14 protein-coding genes are annotated in these 15,503 nt (G+C 42.5%); 12 read left to right on the forward strand and 2 right to left on the reverse strand.

The window, feature by feature from the left end; translation table 11 throughout:
* Positions 1–106: 106 nt before the first annotated feature.
* The 3 genes from ACAN55_RS23205 to ACAN55_RS23215 all read left to right on the forward strand — a co-directional run bounded on the left by ACAN55_RS23205 (position 107) and on the right by ACAN55_RS23215 (position 5,153).
* Positions 107–1,471, forward strand: coding sequence for an MATE family efflux transporter (locus ACAN55_RS23205; RefSeq protein ID WP_379138685.1), 1,365 nt, complete (start codon positions 107–109; stop codon positions 1,469–1,471).
* A 235-nt stretch (positions 1,472–1,706) separates the two neighbouring features.
* Positions 1,707–3,257, forward strand: coding sequence for a glucose-6-phosphate dehydrogenase (zwf, locus tag ACAN55_RS23210; protein WP_379138649.1), 1,551 nt, complete (start codon positions 1,707–1,709; stop codon positions 3,255–3,257).
* A gap of 309 nt (positions 3,258–3,566) precedes the next feature.
* Positions 3,567–5,153 (forward strand): peptide chain release factor 3, encoded by a 1,587-nt coding sequence (locus tag ACAN55_RS23215; protein ID WP_379138652.1) that lies wholly within the window; start codon positions 3,567–3,569, stop codon positions 5,151–5,153.
* A 178-nt stretch (positions 5,154–5,331) separates the two neighbouring features.
* Here ACAN55_RS23215 and sspI read toward each other — a convergent pair whose 3' ends face one another.
* Complete coding sequence (sspI, locus tag ACAN55_RS23220) at positions 5,332–5,568, reverse strand: small acid-soluble spore protein SspI (protein ID WP_379138655.1); 237 nt, start codon at positions 5,566–5,568, stop codon at positions 5,332–5,334.
* A 160-nt stretch (positions 5,569–5,728) separates the two neighbouring features.
* Between sspI and ACAN55_RS23225 the strand changes: the two genes are divergently transcribed.
* From ACAN55_RS23225 to ACAN55_RS23260, 8 genes are all read left to right on the forward strand, one after another.
* Complete coding sequence (locus ACAN55_RS23225) at positions 5,729–6,388, forward strand: potassium channel family protein (RefSeq protein ID WP_379138658.1); 660 nt, start codon at positions 5,729–5,731, stop codon at positions 6,386–6,388.
* 30 nt (positions 6,389–6,418) lie between these two features.
* Positions 6,419–7,204, forward strand: coding sequence for a TrmH family RNA methyltransferase (locus ACAN55_RS23230; protein WP_379138661.1), 786 nt, complete (start codon positions 6,419–6,421; stop codon positions 7,202–7,204).
* A 264-nt stretch (positions 7,205–7,468) separates the two neighbouring features.
* Entirely contained in the window at positions 7,469–7,834 is a 366-nt protein-coding gene (locus ACAN55_RS23235; protein ID WP_379138663.1) for a helix-turn-helix domain-containing protein, read from the forward strand.
* 1,878 nt (positions 7,835–9,712) lie between these two features.
* Positions 9,713–10,753 carry a hypothetical protein gene (locus ACAN55_RS23240; protein ID WP_379138666.1) on the forward strand — a complete coding sequence of 347 codons (1,041 nt, stop codon included), beginning with the start codon at positions 9,713–9,715 and terminating at the stop codon, positions 10,751–10,753.
* A 267-nt stretch (positions 10,754–11,020) separates the two neighbouring features.
* Positions 11,021–11,614, forward strand: a complete 594-nt coding sequence (locus tag ACAN55_RS23245; protein ID WP_221803548.1) for a DUF5071 domain-containing protein — start codon at positions 11,021–11,023, stop codon at positions 11,612–11,614.
* A gap of 279 nt (positions 11,615–11,893) precedes the next feature.
* Positions 11,894–12,190, forward strand: a complete 297-nt coding sequence (locus ACAN55_RS23250; protein ID WP_221803547.1) for a hypothetical protein — start codon at positions 11,894–11,896, stop codon at positions 12,188–12,190.
* Between the two features lie 49 nt (positions 12,191–12,239).
* Positions 12,240–12,389: a hypothetical protein gene (locus tag ACAN55_RS23255; protein WP_379138670.1), complete on the forward strand. Its 150-nt coding sequence runs from the start codon at positions 12,240–12,242 to the stop codon at positions 12,387–12,389.
* A gap of 59 nt (positions 12,390–12,448) precedes the next feature.
* Positions 12,449–13,123 carry a GIY-YIG nuclease family protein gene (locus tag ACAN55_RS23260; RefSeq protein WP_379138673.1) on the forward strand — a complete coding sequence of 225 codons (675 nt, stop codon included), beginning with the start codon at positions 12,449–12,451 and terminating at the stop codon, positions 13,121–13,123.
* A 272-nt stretch (positions 13,124–13,395) separates the two neighbouring features.
* Here the strand turns inward: ACAN55_RS23260 and ACAN55_RS23265 are convergent, their stop codons facing one another.
* Complete coding sequence (locus ACAN55_RS23265) at positions 13,396–14,358, reverse strand: hypothetical protein (protein ID WP_221803544.1); 963 nt, start codon at positions 14,356–14,358, stop codon at positions 13,396–13,398.
* 294 nt (positions 14,359–14,652) lie between these two features.
* On the opposite strand from ACAN55_RS23265, the gene ACAN55_RS23270 reads away from it, so the two are divergent.
* Positions 14,653–15,207, forward strand: coding sequence for a hypothetical protein (locus ACAN55_RS23270; protein WP_379138676.1), 555 nt, complete (start codon positions 14,653–14,655; stop codon positions 15,205–15,207).
* The last annotated feature ends 296 nt before the right edge of the window (positions 15,208–15,503 follow it).

Here is a 15,503-nt window from a genome sequence, read left to right on the forward strand (position 1 = left end):
CTTATCAAGAAAGTAAATACAAGGTTTGTCTTGAGGTTGATATTGTTCAATCTCGTCATAGGAGGTTTGTTTAGTGAAACAGCATACTGGGAATTTCGGATTGTGGATGCTGGCTTGGCCGATCTTTATAGAGATCTTTCTGCAAACACTGCTGGGTACAGTGGATACGATTATGGTCAGTCGGATTTCCGATGACGCCGTTGCAGTGGTTGGTATTTCGAATCAGCTATTCGGGGCCTTAACCACTCTTTTTACAACTTTTGCGGGTGGTGCGGGTATATTGATTGCCCAGCGTATAGGTTCCCGCCGGATGGAGGATGCCCGTTCTCTTGCAATCATGGGCGTATCCGCCAGCAGCCTGCTGGGATTGGCAGTCAGCATGATATTATTTCTGTATGCTGATCCCATTGCGCACATGCTGAATATTTCGGCGGAGCTGCGTGCTCTCTCCCACGTATATATCACCTTCGTCGGCGGCGGATTATTTATGGTGGGAATGACCGCTTCGCTGGGTACCGCTATCCGTAATACAGGAAATACGAGAGGGCCTATGTATACTGGTGTGGCTGTGAATGTGATACATATTCTGCTGAATTACGTGCTGATATTCGGAATGTTCGGTCTTCCGGAGCTTGGCCTCGCGGGAATTGCCGTATCTACTGCGGTCAGCAGATTGTTTGGTGTAGTTGTACTGTTCTTTATGTTCAACCGGGCTTTTGAACAGAGGATCAGACTGAGAGACTTCAGTACATTTAACCGCAAATTGTTCCGAGAAATACTTAGAATCAGTTGGCCTTTGGGATTGAACTCATCCTCATGGGTCTTCTCGCAGCTGGCGATTTACTCGTTTCTGGCTATGCTGGGAGCGAAGGAACTGGCTGCCCGGACTTATTTGAACTCGATGGAATCGTTCTGTTTCACACTCGGATATGCCGTAGCGATGGCAGGACAGATCCGGATTGCCCATCTCTTCGGCGCCGGACGAATGAATGAGGCCTATCACAGTGCTTATCGGACGCTTGGAATCGGGCTTGCTATCGTTAGCTCCAATGTACTGCTATTATTTGTTTTTGGTAAAACCTTACTGGGATTCTTCACCTCTGATCAGACCATTATATCCATCGGGGTGTCATTGCTGGCACTCAATTTAATCCTTCAGCCCTGCAAAATGCTCAACATGGCTCTTGGTAATTCCTTAAATGCCATCGGTGATACCCGCTTTACCATGTCTATTTCCTTATGCTCCATGTCACTGATTGGGATCGGGGGTTCGTATGTCCTCGGGATCTCTGCGGGATGGGGACTCATCGGAATATACTGCTGCATGATTTCGGATGAAGCGGTAAGAGGCCTTCTGGTTCTATTCCGCTGGCGTGAACGGAAGGTGCTGCGCAGGGCTCAGGCTGAACTGGCTGCAAAGCGTTCTTCCCTTCTTGAGAAGCCTGGTGACTCCATCGCAGTTAACGTATAATAAATGAAACGTGCACGAACCGTATTTTTGGAGTTATATTAGTTGAAGTATAGTTAATAATAAGAAAGATTAATGAAAGATTACGAAATCCCGAGAATATTAGTCAGGAATGTGATAGCATCATTTTTTGGATTATGATAAAATGATATCACGTCGCCTGTGCATTTTTGTTATGCATTTGGTGCCCGGAATAAATCCAATAAAAACTATATTACATAGAGAAAGATGAGGAGCCATGGCTGAAAATCAAACCCTTGACGCACTGCAAACACCCGGTGCTGTATTCTTTATTTTTGGGGCAACCGGAGATTTAGCCCGGCGTAAGCTTTTTCCGGCGATCTACAGCTTGTACCGCGAAGGTAAGCTGGCAGAGGATTTTGCGGTAATCGGCGTTGCGCGGCGCCCTCGTACTCCAGACGAATTTAGAAGCGACATTCGTGATTCCATTAGTGAATTCTGCCGTTATCAGGTGGAGAACGAAAGCGAATGGCTTGGATTCGTAGAGCATTTTGAATACAAATCGTTGGACATTAATAATATTGACGGTTTCCGCGAGCTGCGAGTGCAGACAGAGGTGCTGGAGGACAAGTTCCACATTCCTGGCAACCGCATGTTCTATTTGGCGCTTGCGCCAGAGCTGTTTGGCAGCGTATCGTTCAACCTCAAGGCTGGGGGCATGCTGGATAGCAGAGGCTGGAACCGCCTTGTGATCGAGAAGCCTTTCGGCTACAACCTGGAGTCAGCAGAGAAGCTGAACGAGCAGATCCGCCAGGTGTTCAAGGAAGAAGAGATTTACCGGATTGACCATTACCTCGGTAAGGAAATGGTGCAGAACATTGAAGTTATCCGTTTTGCCAATGCTTTCTTCGAACCGCTCTGGAACAACAAGCATATTGCCAACATTCAGATTACTCTGGGTGAAACCGTCGGGGTTGAGGAACGCGGCGGGTATTATGATCATGCTGGAGCCCTGCGGGATATGGGCCAGAACCATATGCTGCAGCTGCTGACGATGATCGCTATGGAGCCGCCAAGCCGTCTGCTCGCTGAGGATATCCGCGATGAGAAGGTTAAGGTGCTGCGTTCCCTGCGACCATACGCTTCTGCAGAAGAGGTTCGTGAGAACGTGGTGCGTGGACAATATACACAAGGTTTATATAAAGGAAAGTCGCTCCCAGCTTACCGCCAGGAGGATAAGGTAGATCCTGAATCCAATACGGAGACGTATTTTGCTGCCCGTGTATTCGTGGATAATTTCCGCTGGGCCGGCGTTCCGTTCTATATCCGTACCGGCAAACGTCTTCCGGTGAAGACCACAGAAGTTGTAGTGGAGTTCAAAGGTATGCCAACCAATGTGTATCTGGGTCAGAAGCATAACCTCGAACCTAACCTGCTTGTCATCCGCGTCAATCCGATGGAAGGCATCTACGTGAAGATCAATGCCAAAAAGCCGGGTTCGGAATCCGAAATCCAGCCGCTGGCAATGGACTTCTGCCAAAGCTGCATGATCGGCATCAACTCGCCGGAGGCGTATGAACGCCTGCTGCATGATGCTACTCGTGGCGATTCCACCTATTTCACCCGTTGGGATGAAGTATCGTCGGCATGGTCATTCGTGGACCGTATCGCGAAAGCGTGGAAGGAAGAAAGCAGTGATCTGGCTTCCTATCCTGCAGGCTCATGGGGACCACTTGAAGCTGATAAGCTTCTGGCTAAAGAAGGTTTCCATTGGTGGCCGGTGAACGGCCAGGAAGAAGACAATGTGGTCTGGCAGATGAACAGCTAATCCGATTATATGAAACATCATCTCCCTGCAGGGTATGCAGGGAGATTTTTTGTCGGAGAGTGGCGGCTGCTAGCGGAGAGATGAGCCTATTTTTACATCATTCTTGAGATTACCCTGCATTTATGTAGATAATGCCTGCCTGATTTTGTTATACTTTAAAGGATGCTTGCACTTGAAGCGGATTGGAACGAAACGAACGTATAACTTGCCTATGAAGGGAATATGTACAATGAGCCAAGGACCGATTTGATCATATACGAGTGTAATTGAAGCGAACCTTACGAATTTATAAATGAAGGGATATGTGTAATGAGCAAAGCTACAGATCATATGCTGCAGACTGAGGTGGATAAACGCAGAACATTTGCGATTATTTCTCACCCGGATGCGGGGAAAACAACTTTGACGGAGAAGCTGCTGTTATTCGGCGGTGCGATTCGCTTGGCGGGAACAGTTAAAGCGCGCAAAGCCAGCAAACATGCTACAAGTGACTGGATGGAAATCGAGAAGCAACGGGGGATCTCTGTTACTTCTTCGGTAATGCAGTTTGATTATTTAGACCATCGTGTGAACATTCTGGATACACCGGGTCACCAGGACTTCAGTGAAGACACCTACCGTACGCTTACGGCTGCGGACAGTGCGGTCATGCTGATTGACGTGGCCAAAGGTGTGGAAGCACAGACCGTGAAGCTGTTCCAGGTCTGCGCCAAGCGGGGCATTCCGATCTTTACGTTCATCAATAAACTGGACCGCGAAGGACGCAGCCCGTTCGAGCTGATGGAAGAGCTGGAGAATGTACTGGGTATCCGCTCTGTACCTATGAACTGGCCGATCGGAAGCGGACGCGAGCTGTGCGGCGTATATGACCGGATGAAGAACCAGGTTGAATTGTTCCAGGGTGATGATCACTCCGTGATTCAAGTGCAAAAGGTAGATGATTACCACGACAAAGTGATCCGCGATATGGCGGGAGATTACCTGCATGACCAGCTGTGCCAGGATCTGGAGCTGTTGGATGTGGCGGGAGACCCATTCGATTATGAAAAAGTACTCCGTGGTGAACTGACACCTGTATTCTTCGGTAGCGCCATTAATAACTTTGGGGTGCAGACCTTCCTGGATAACTTCCTGGATCTTGCTCCGAAACCGGAGCCGCGCCGCAGTACAGAAGGGCTAATTGCACCGAACAATGAGAAGTTCACGGGTTATGTCTTCAAAATTCAGGCGAACATGAACCCGGCCCACCGTGACCGGATTGCCTTCCTGCGGATCGTATCCGGCAAGTTCGAACGCGGAATGAGTGTGAAGCATGTTCGTGCGGGCAAGGATATTAAACTGTCCCAACCGCAACAGTTCCTGGCACAAGACCGGGATATCGTCGAAGAAGCTTATCCAGGCGATATCATCGGATTGTTTGATCCCGGTATTTTCCGGATCGGTGATACGCTGAGTCAGGCAGGCGATATTGAGTTCGACGAGCTGCCGACGTTCTCGCCGGAGATTTTTGCCAAGGTGAGCATCAAGAACGCGCTTAAATCCAAGCAGTTCCAAAAAGGTATTGATCAGCTGACGGAAGAGGGTATGATTCAGGTATTCCGCACGGTCAGCTTCGACGATATTCTGCTGGGTGTAGTCGGCCAATTGCAATTCGAGGTGTTCGAATACCGGATGAAGGGCGAGTATGGTGTAGACGTTCAGCTGCAGCGCATGAATTACCAATTCGCACGCTGGATTGTGGATGAGAATAAGCCGGATCCAAGTAAATTCCGCATCAACTCTACACTGGTAACGGATAAGAAGGGTAATTTCGTCGTTCTGTTCGAGAACGAGTATGCGATGCGTACCGCGATTGATAAGAACCCTACTGCGAAGTTCCTGGAGACTGCGCCGTAAGTTTGTCACACGGGTGTATAACCGTATAGATTTGCCACGCTAAAATAGAACCTCCGCTCCTTGGATGCTGGTCATCCTGGGAAGCGGAGGTTTTTCATAATTAAAGTGCATTCATAACAGAACGCACCAAGAAAAACCTTCTGAATATATTCAGAAGGTCTGGTACAGATGACTGGAATCAGGATGTAACCGATCCGAGTTGTACTGTCTTTAAATGATCATGCAGCAGCGTGATAAGCTTGTCCTGCTTGTCTGCATCGATATGCTTCCAGGCCATTTCAAACATGACGCCAAGTCCCGGAAGCGCAGCTTCAGGCCCGTCGATGGAGCCCTCAATCATACTGCGCAGATCTTCCTCAGACTGCCCGTGCACCTTATGCATAATCGCCTGACGCAGATCTATGGTTACCGGCATGATACACCTCCTTTTTGTGGAAAATTTGTGGTTCGGACTGTTCCTTGTCAGTGTATATACACTCCAAATAATGTACCCTATGCCGCTGTAGAAAATTCAAGTTTGTGTGAGCTTATGCTATACTGATTTAGATATAGAATGCAGCGGGAGGTACATAGACATGGCCAAAAAACAATATGCCGTCATCGGAATGGGGCGTTTCGGGTCCAGTGTTGCCAAGGCGCTCAGCGGCATGGGGTTTGATGTGCTGGCAATTGACTCAGATGAGCAGAGAGTACAGGAGATATCCAGCGTGGTTACCCATGCGGTGTCTGCGGATTCAACGGATGAGGAAGCGCTGCGCGCATTAGGTATCCGCAATTTCGACGTGGTGGTAGTTGCGATTGGAGAAGATATCCAGTCCAGTATTTTGACTACATTAATCCTGAAGGATATGGGAGTTCCGGCTATTCTGGTTAAAGCCAAAAGTGAGCTGCACGGTAAAGTGCTGAGCAAGATTGGTGCAGATAAAATTATATATCCTGAACGGGATATGGGGATGCGGGTGGCTCATCATCTGGCTTCGCCTAATATTCTCGATTATATTGAGCTTTCACCGGACTATAGCATTCTGGATATGAGGGTGTCTGGCCCTATGGTAGGCAAAAACCTGTTGGAGCTGAATATCCGGGCAAAATACGGCTGCAACGTTATGGCTATACGCAAAGGCGAAGAGATGAATATCTCCCCCAGAGCAGAGGACAGACTCCAGGATGGAGACATTCTGGTTATCGTTGGCCGGAAAGACAATCTGACGAAGCTCGAAATGGCATTCCAATAGACATTAAAGCAAGGATAGAAAGGACATACTATGGAAATCATGTCACCACAAAATACGCGGGTTAAAGAATGGGCTGGCTTGCAGGAGAAGAAAAACCGCGACAAAGCCGGCAAATATATCATTGAAGGTATCCATCTGGTCCAGGAGGCACTGCATGCCGAAGCGGATGTGGAAATCTTGGCCTACGATCTGGATAAAGGCATGCCAGCTGAACTGAAAGGACATCTGCAAGCGGTTCAGGGCATGGAGGTTATCGGCGTCTCGGCGGCGGTTATTACCAAGTGCAGCAGCACCAATACACCGCAGCCTGTATTCGCCATTGTTCGTAAGGAACAGCAGGGAGCCGAAACTGTTTTGGCGAAAAAAGATGCCCTGGTCGTCGTGCTCGACGGTGTGCAGGACCCGGGCAATGTTGGCACCATTATCCGCAGCGCGGATGCGGCCGGAGCAGACGGCGTTATCCTGGGCTACGGCTGTGCCGATCTGTATAATCCGAAGACCATCCGGTCAACGATGGGCTCCATGTTTCATCTTCCGGTCGTGGAAGGTGATCTGAGCGTTATACTTCCGCAGGCGGCTGATCGCGGGTCCCTGCTGGTAAGCACTTCGCTGCAGGGGGAGGAATCCTGCTATCAGCATGATTTCCACGGCAGCCAGTGGCTGCTGATCGGCAGCGAGGGCAAAGGCATCTCGGAGCAAACTGCAGAGCTAGTGGACAAGAGCATCATCATCCCGATGAAGGGCCGCGCGGAATCGCTAAATGCGGCGATGGCGGCGACGATCCTGCTGTTCGAGGCGATGCGGCAGCGGGGGTAGGCTGGGAGAGTGAACTGCGCCATTGTGAGTTGTAATTCACTTTGTCACCGTTTGTAACGTAGTTTGTCACCGATTTGGAACGTAGTTTGTCACAACAAAGTCAGTCCCGATGTGTCTGAAAGCCTTGGTACATCGGGATTTTTTTGTTCTTTATATTTAAGTGGACGATTTTTTATCAGAAAAACAAAAAGATGATAGTTGAAAAATACATTGAGAAATCGCTGTAACAACCTTTGACACAATTCGTCTTATGGAGGGGTAAATTTGAATGTCATTGGAGAGAACATAAAAAGACTTAGAAAGATACATAACTATAATCAAATTGAGTTTGCAAAGTTAATCGGAATATCCCAAGGTAGTTTAAGTGATATTGAGGCAGGAAAAAGTAAACCTTCAATTGATACAGTTATTTCAATTCATCAGCATCTTGGTTGCTCGCTTGAGTGGTTATTAAAAGGAAATGAGGATTCATCCTCTAGCGTTGAACCTCATAAAATAAACAACAAATTAGATAAAGAATTAAGACCCTTTGAAACTGAACTAGTAAATTTATTTAAAAAACTAGATACACATAATCAATTAGAAGTCTTGGAAATTATTAAACTTAAATCAAAAAATGGAGGATATTGAGCAGTAGCGAGTAATATTTTCATCATGATGGTTCGAAAGAAAATTAGGGTTAAACGAATATTGATAAGCCGGCAACATAAAAGGTATTTACTTTTGCTGTCCGGCTTATTTTTTATAAAATGGAGGGTAATAGTTAACCGCCATTCCAAAGAGGGATTTCTTGTACTTACAAATAGTTGAAGCAATCACTATAGCATTACTTTTGCAAATGACTCATCTTCAGTATCTCTTCGTACAATCATCCGTTCAGATCCTATTTCGAACATTAAACCTACTACAGCACCAAGGTTTTCTGAGAGAAATGATCGGTGACTTTTGTCGGAAAACAAAAATGTGTTCCGTATGGAATCCGCATAAACTTTGTTTTTTTTCTTGATTCTTGTCAAAAGCTAATGTCAAGAATCTGGCACCAATTTCGGAATTAGGCCGAGAAGGTATAACGCTAACCGATTTATTAAAAATAATGGCCTGAGCTAGGGTATTCAAAAAGGGAAATGTCAAGAAAACATTAATATTCTGCACGGGAAGTAAGTGTTAATTAGGGATTGGGCTAACAGGAAGGAAAGTTCAATGATTTCGCGAATATCCTCAAGATAGACTATTTTACGAAGTTCGTAAAAAAGACGTTAAGTGCAATTCCAATTGGCTAAAGAGTAGAAAGCTATGTAATGTTTGTAGAGTCGACGAAGTATCGAAAGAGGAACGTTTCCTATGCGGAAACAGACTAAATTAGAAATGCGGATTGACTGAGGGAAGAGGGAACGTTTCCATCCGGAAACAGACTGAGCAAAAAGTAAATGCGGATTGACTGAGGGAAGAGGGAACGTTTCCATCCGGAAACAGACTGAACAAAAAGTAAATGCGGATTGACTGAGGGAGAAAGGAACGTTTCCATCCGGAAACAGACTGACTCAAAAGTAAATGCGGATTGACCGAGGGAAGAAGGAATGTTTCCATCCGGAAACTGACTCATCGGACTGTGGAAAGAAAACTCGAAGAAGGCCACTTGGAACAACACCTAACATCATATTCACGCAGCGGGCCATTCGGCCCTAGGTCCGGCAGAGGGAATTCGGGGAAGCTGGGGCAGCCGGACACACCCAGCATTCGCTGGGCGTCGTGAATACGGGAACGTTATATGCAATCGAGAGAAACTATATATGAGAATCAATTAGCCATTACCATTTATTAGGGGTAGTGGTATATTTGTATAAAGCCTAATTAAAGAATTTAAGATATAAATTGATCGACGATAAGGCAAGGAAACTTACATGAAGAAATTATAAAAGGACAGAAGATGATAAGACGGAAAAAACCTACAAATCCTAAATGACATACACACTTTAAAGTTCAAAACTGAATAAAGATGAACAGCACGATGAAAGATTGAACAAGACTATAAATATTAACAAGATAATAGAACGAAGAGATTCGATTAGATAATGCGAAGAAGACTCGACAGCATATAACTATAACATTTACGCTGCGGGACGGCGTTGCCGTCCGTTGGTCCCGGAAGTTAAGAGGCAAGGAAGCGTATGCCGGGACACACCGACTACGTCGGCATCGTAAATGCGGGAACGTTATAAGAAATCCCCACAGACTAAAAAATATAATGAATTATTAAGAATGATAAAGAAACATTTCAAAATCAATAAGCCAGTTAATGCAAGAAAAGCAGAAACCTAAATGATTTATATAGTGCTAGACTAAATTCTTGTTCATAGATAGGAGGTTTACTATGAACCAAAATGAAAAATTTAAATTTGATACGGCCGTAGATAAGTCAGTATATCGGTATAATGTAGGAGAAAAAAATCAACCTGTATGTATCCTGGTTGTGAAGTGGAAGCAATCAATTCCCACTCCATATCTGAAATGAAGTCGCTAGAAATGCTTAATGAACAAGGAGAAGTACGAAATTTACTTGCACCTAAATCGCGAAGAGCATATCCAAATAAGTCTATGTTAATTGAAGACTGCGGTATACCCCATGCGTCAACTTTCAAAGGATTCTGTAAACTTCATGATGAAATGTTTTCTCGACTAGACAAATCAGGAATCGAATCGGAAAAGGATATATTTCGTCAAGTGTTTAGATCTTTAAGTTATCATGTATTTAGAGAAAAAGTGATTTATGTAATCCGTCCAAAATTTATGGAAAAGATTGAAAGAGAGAAGCTAGATAGTGAATTGGATTTAAAGATTGCAAAATTCATTGATTTCGGTTATTCAAATGCTACTGAAAAAATAAATAAGAGAATTGAAAAACTCGATAAGCAAAGGCTCAGCATCAAAAAATTCTTAGACACTATGGATGATAAGCATTATGCGTATCCATTGACAGATTTCACAAGTCCTGAAATCCCTCAATATGTAGTCTATAAGAGGTTAGATTTCCAGGTTCCGGTTGCTATGAATGCGAGAATTAGCTTCACGCTTGGTGATGATTTAGTCCACCATGTCATTTTAATTTGTATGCCAGCTAAAGAAACAACAGATTTTATTATAGTTACAGACAAAGAGCTTCATGCCAAAGAATCAAGCTATTTTGCTAGTGTTATTAATGATGACATTTATATACTGAATTTAATTGAAAGATTCATAGTAATGACTGATGAATGGTGGATTAAGCCTAGTGTTTATAACAATTTATCTGAGGAAAGAAAAAAAATATTAATAGAAGATTTATATTGCTTTGGTGAAGGACTTGATATTTTTGGAAGTTATGATATGTCAATTTTTGATGAATTGAGGCTACAGCTTATTGATGGACTTGCAGAGCATCGTAAATTGCATGAATTAAAAAAAATTAATGAACTACCAGTAAGAGAGATATTCGAAGAAAGGCAAAAAAAAATACAGGCTAAATTGAGGCTACCGTTGTTTGACTTTAAAACATTCGAAAGTGATATATAAATTATGGTGAATAAGGATTATAAGAATAATCTGAAGAACTGGATAAAATATGATCAGTTATACTTATGATTGAGTACGGTATTAAGGAAAGAAGAAAATGAAGATGAAATTAGTGTGTAATATCAAAGAAGTTGGGGACATCTTATAACAATGTATTCACGCTGCGGACATACGTCCTGGGTCCGACGTTCGCCGGACACCCGACATGCGTCGGGTCGTGAATACGGGAACGTTATCTGAAATATATTGGCGAGGTGGGGTTAACTCATGGAGGATGTAGAACATTTACTTTTTCAGTTACATTGGAATACACCCAATGATGATTTAGAACTTGCGAAAATTAAATTAAAAGAACTTCAAGATCATGAACTGCTTGTTTTAGTTCAACCCATGTTGGATAAATCTTTATGGGATAACGCAGCTGATCTGTTGGCTGAGATAGGCTATCCCAGAATAAGACCTATTCTGTATGAACTACTGTCCTGGCTACAGGATATGAATTGGCCGGGCTCAATTATTATTTCAAAACTATTAGTTTCAGTAGGAGAACCGTTAATTCCGTATATTAAGAGAGCACTAAAAGAAGGCGATTCCATTTGGAATTATTGGATTCTCATTTATATAGTTGGCTTATGGGATAGAGGATTAATAGAAATGTTGTCACAAGAATTATATGAACTTTCATCTGGTTTTGATCATGAGGGGGCTCATATAGAGTCATTAAGGTTATTATCAAGAGAACATATCTTAGATGAGACTACTCTATTTCATTTAATTTTTTTACAGAAAGCTAATGAAAAGAATCAAGAAAATATTGAAGATCTAATAGAAATTGAGAAGATGATTAATAGTAAAGGGTAGTTCGAGGAAGCCTCGCCAATATACATCAGATAACACCGTTTTCCAGCTGCGTCGCGTTCACTCCTTGGTCTGCCTGAGGGTTTTCGAAGAAGTGGAATCCGGCAGACGACCCTGCAAGGTTAAGTGGCGGAGCCACCCAGTCGCTGCGCTCCTTTAAGCCTTTCGGGTTCAGGAACACTCAGAACGTTAGATGAAATTACTGCAAGACTTAGGAAAGTCACAGAAAACTATATAAACCCAATAGATCTGAATATTAGTTTTTTGTAGGAGGAGGAAAGAATGTTTGAAGGATTTGATTTTGAATTTGGAAGAATTACATATAATACATATAAACTTAGTCCAACGGATCAAACAGATTTAGAATGGATATCTGAAGATATGTTTCAAGTTGAATATCCAAACGGGTATGTATTGGATGTGGGTTGGTACGGAGGTTTTGATGAAGGAATATTTATTATTTTTATTATAAAGGACTGTCAATGGTCAGAACCATTATTAAGAAGAGAATATAAAGACGTAAATAAGTTATACGAAGGAATGAAAGAATGTATATCAATAGTTAAAGGACTAATTTGAAGAAACAATTTTAAAGGCCTAGAAGTATAAATTGCTGGAATATTCGAGGATGGCAGTAACTTCATATAACATTGCATTCAACGCTGCAGGCCGGGACAAGCCCGACCTTGGTCCGGAAGGGGCATTTCGGAGAAGCGGAGTCACCGGGGACACATTCAACCAGCTAAGTGGCGGAGCCACCCGGACCTTCGGTCCTTAAGCTGCTTGAACGTCGTGAATGCGGGAACGTTATCGGAAATTCACAGAAAGGAGATTAACATGTTTGCAACCATAATCTTAGATGCTTATAAAAAGGATGAAGTACAACAAATATCAGATGCATTAGATGATCTTTGTAATGCAAATGATAATTATGGTTGGGCATCAGCTGGAATCTATTGTTTTTGGGACTACTATACTAATGAAATCTATTACATAGGATTAGCTGTTGATTTAGAAGAACGCTTCAAACAACACAATGGATTAATACCCATAGATGAAAATTCATGCAAAAAAGCAAAGATTAATGAATACTTTAAGCATAATGAGAAGTTAGGATACTCAATATTTGTTCAATCTCCGCTATCTCAACCTATCACTAGTAAAAACAAGAAAAAGTGGGAGAAAGTTAAGGTGGAAGATTTTTCAGCTTTGGATCTAAGGAATTCCGAGGACAGAAATGATTTGAAAATTGTTGAAGGCATATTAATTGAATCATATAGACGCAAACACGGTGATTTCCCTAAGTGGAATAGGGTTGGCGGTTCGATAAATGGAAAAGGTAGATCAACTTTGGGGAATTATTACATCGTAAAGAGCTTTACTCATCAATCTCCATTAGTTGCCCACTCCACATTACGAGAAATATCGAGTAACCCGACAATTGAAAGATATGAGAATTATCTATTTGCTGTGAGATTCTATATGCTTTATTTTGGAATGTCCTTAATATAAGGGTATGTTTTCGCTGAAAGACACGATACTCTAGGTACGTTTAAAGAAATGCAAAGAAATGGATATATAAATAAGAGACTGATTTTGTGAGTTATTCAGAGTAGCTGTGAACTTCCGATAACACAATTTTCACGCATCGGGGCATTCGCCCCTCGGTCCGGCAGATGATATTGGCAGGGGAGTAGATGCAACCGGACACATCCGACATTCGTTGGACGTCGTGAACATTTAGAACGTTATCTGAAAGAACCGAAAGAAAAAAAGATAGCATCTTAGATGCTATCCCCTAGTTCGTTTAATACTCTTCGCTTCCAATTTCCATGATGTCTTACTCTTGCAAACCTATAATTTCCAGCTAATATCTCCGTACGACTCAATTTACTTAAACTTTGCCAATCTTTGTAGAAAATGTATATTGCATTTCCATATCTAACATTCTCAAGAAGTACTAAGCTGTCATTAAATAATGCGCCAAAATATTGGCTAAATCTATTTGATCCCGAAATATAGTTTTTGGGGTTTAACGATTCGAAAAACTGCATTCTATCCAAAACCTTTTCTCTAAATTCAGGAGATTTATTACCAGTTTTCTCAACCAAGAAATTGATGTTGTTTTCTAGATTTCCTGGTGGTAGTAGTTCCCAATTCACATGCAATGTTGCTATATAATCAGCATTCGAAGAGTCTGCCGGGAAAAGATTGCAGTCTCCGCAATTTTCTTGAAGAAAATTACAATGAAACAACAATTGCGTCTCGATTTCTTCATCTCTTTTTGAAATGTATGTGTCGAGTTCAAACTTAAAAATAACGCTCTCTTCATCTTCCTCCAACATTTCTACTAAGATATTTAGGTCCTTTGGTAACCAATGTTCTTTTTGATAAACCAATCGATCCCAAGACATCTCATGTGATCCCTTACTCCAATCCCCGAAATTTGGGACATCAGCGAAATACGTTTTATTGACTTTAGGAAGGTCTCTACGAATGATCGTGCGTCCGTTTACATTGTAATTGGAGTACCTTCCAACTCTAAAATAAGGCAATACATTTTCTACATAACTAATGTTATCTTTTTCTGCAATGATTTGAAGGTGTCGATACAATCCGGATTTTATATCGTCCTTTTGTATTCTCTTAACAACACCTACTGCCAACATTTCCGAGTCCAGCAGTTTGAGACGTTTTGTAATCGCGTCAGGTAATTTTAGGAAATTCTTTTTCCATGGAAATTTCATATTGCGCCCCCTAAAATATGTAGAATACTGTATAATTCTCTGATAATAGAGGAAATCCTGCAAGATTTTAGGGTTATTTCGAAGAAGACGGTTCCTTCAGATAAACACTGTATTCACGCTGCGGGCCTAACGGTCCTAGGTCTGCAAGAGGCATTTCGATGAGGCTGAATCAGCAGACAACCCTGCACTGGCTAAGTCCGTCGGACCCGGGGCTGGCGCCCCTTACAGCCAGTGAGGGTTAGTGAATACAACAACGTTAGGTGAAAGATGCTATATTCAAAGGAGAAATAATGGATGTGGATTATTAATGAAGATATTCTATTAATTAAAACTTGGAACGAACTATTTAAATTAATTGAAACGACAGAAGGAAAAGTTATTGGTGAATTAAAATTATTTGATCTGGTATATTTTACGGACCTAGATAATGGATTTGTTGGGAATGGGATCTATATAATAAAAGATGAAAATAGCATTAGATATATAGGAAAAGCATCGTCAAGACCATTTGTTGAACGACTTGGAGGACATTTAGATTTAAGGGAAATAGGCGGTTTTAATAACTTACTGAAGAGTATTGTAAAGAAAGATTTAAAAAAAGAAGAGTGTGATGAAAGCATTGCTGAAGCTGGTAGAATTCTGATGAATTACAAATTGATTCTGATATGTATGGAAGGGAAGAAGGGTAATTCTTATCAATTTGAAATACTAGAAAACATATTAATAGATAAATACAGAAATGAAAATCTACTAAATAAAAAATATAGGTTGAAAAAAACATATCATGAAGACGGAAAGATCGAAGATTCTATATATAGAAGAGTCGAAGAAGTAGCATCCATCACCTAACATTATATCTACGCATCGGAGCCTATCGGATCCTCGGTCCGCGAGAAGTGATTGGCATGGAAGCTGATTCAGCGGACACATCCGCACCGACTAACCGCATCGCGGCCGCTCCCGTTGGGCACTTAAGTCGGTGGGACGTCGTGGATACGGAAAGGTTATGCGTAATAATTGAAATATGAAAAGAAAAAGGGGATCAACTCATGAGAAAGAGTGGGTCTGTCAATAATTTTGTGTAAACTCTTTAGCAAGGAATTCCCCCGAGGGGGAATTCGCGATACTAGCGTAAGTACTGGCCG

Origin of the sequence: Paenibacillus oryziterrae (genome assembly GCF_042610485.1) — a bacterium.
Taxonomy (GTDB): Bacteria; Bacillota; Bacilli; order Paenibacillales; family Paenibacillaceae; genus Paenibacillus_AQ.

What these genes read in the sequence shown, in the direction of transcription:
- ACAN55_RS23265 (WP_221803544.1), bottom strand. Translation starts at nt 14,358, where the DNA reads ATGAAATTTCCATGGAAAAAGAATTTCCTAAAATTACCTGACGCGATT.
- ACAN55_RS23230 (WP_379138661.1), top strand. Translation starts at nt 6,419, where the DNA reads ATGGAAATCATGTCACCACAAAATACGCGGGTTAAAGAATGGGCTGGC.
- ACAN55_RS23250 (WP_221803547.1), top strand. Translation starts at nt 11,894, where the DNA reads ATGTTTGAAGGATTTGATTTTGAATTTGGAAGAATTACATATAATACA.
- ACAN55_RS23215 (WP_379138652.1), top strand. Translation starts at nt 3,567, where the DNA reads ATGAGCAAAGCTACAGATCATATGCTGCAGACTGAGGTGGATAAACGC.
- zwf (WP_379138649.1), top strand. Translation starts at nt 1,707, where the DNA reads ATGGCTGAAAATCAAACCCTTGACGCACTGCAAACACCCGGTGCTGTA.
- ACAN55_RS23260 (WP_379138673.1), top strand. Translation starts at nt 12,449, where the DNA reads ATGTTTGCAACCATAATCTTAGATGCTTATAAAAAGGATGAAGTACAA.
- ACAN55_RS23240 (WP_379138666.1), top strand. Translation starts at nt 9,713, where the DNA reads ATGAAGTCGCTAGAAATGCTTAATGAACAAGGAGAAGTACGAAATTTA.
- ACAN55_RS23255 (WP_379138670.1), top strand. Translation starts at nt 12,240, where the DNA reads ATGGCAGTAACTTCATATAACATTGCATTCAACGCTGCAGGCCGGGAC.
- sspI (WP_379138655.1), bottom strand. Translation starts at nt 5,568, where the DNA reads ATGCCGGTAACCATAGATCTGCGTCAGGCGATTATGCATAAGGTGCAC.
- ACAN55_RS23225 (WP_379138658.1), top strand. Translation starts at nt 5,729, where the DNA reads ATGGCCAAAAAACAATATGCCGTCATCGGAATGGGGCGTTTCGGGTCC.
- ACAN55_RS23245 (WP_221803548.1), top strand. Translation starts at nt 11,021, where the DNA reads ATGGAGGATGTAGAACATTTACTTTTTCAGTTACATTGGAATACACCC.
- ACAN55_RS23205 (WP_379138685.1), top strand. Translation starts at nt 107, where the DNA reads ATGCTGGCTTGGCCGATCTTTATAGAGATCTTTCTGCAAACACTGCTG.
- ACAN55_RS23270 (WP_379138676.1), top strand. Translation starts at nt 14,653, where the DNA reads ATGTGGATTATTAATGAAGATATTCTATTAATTAAAACTTGGAACGAA.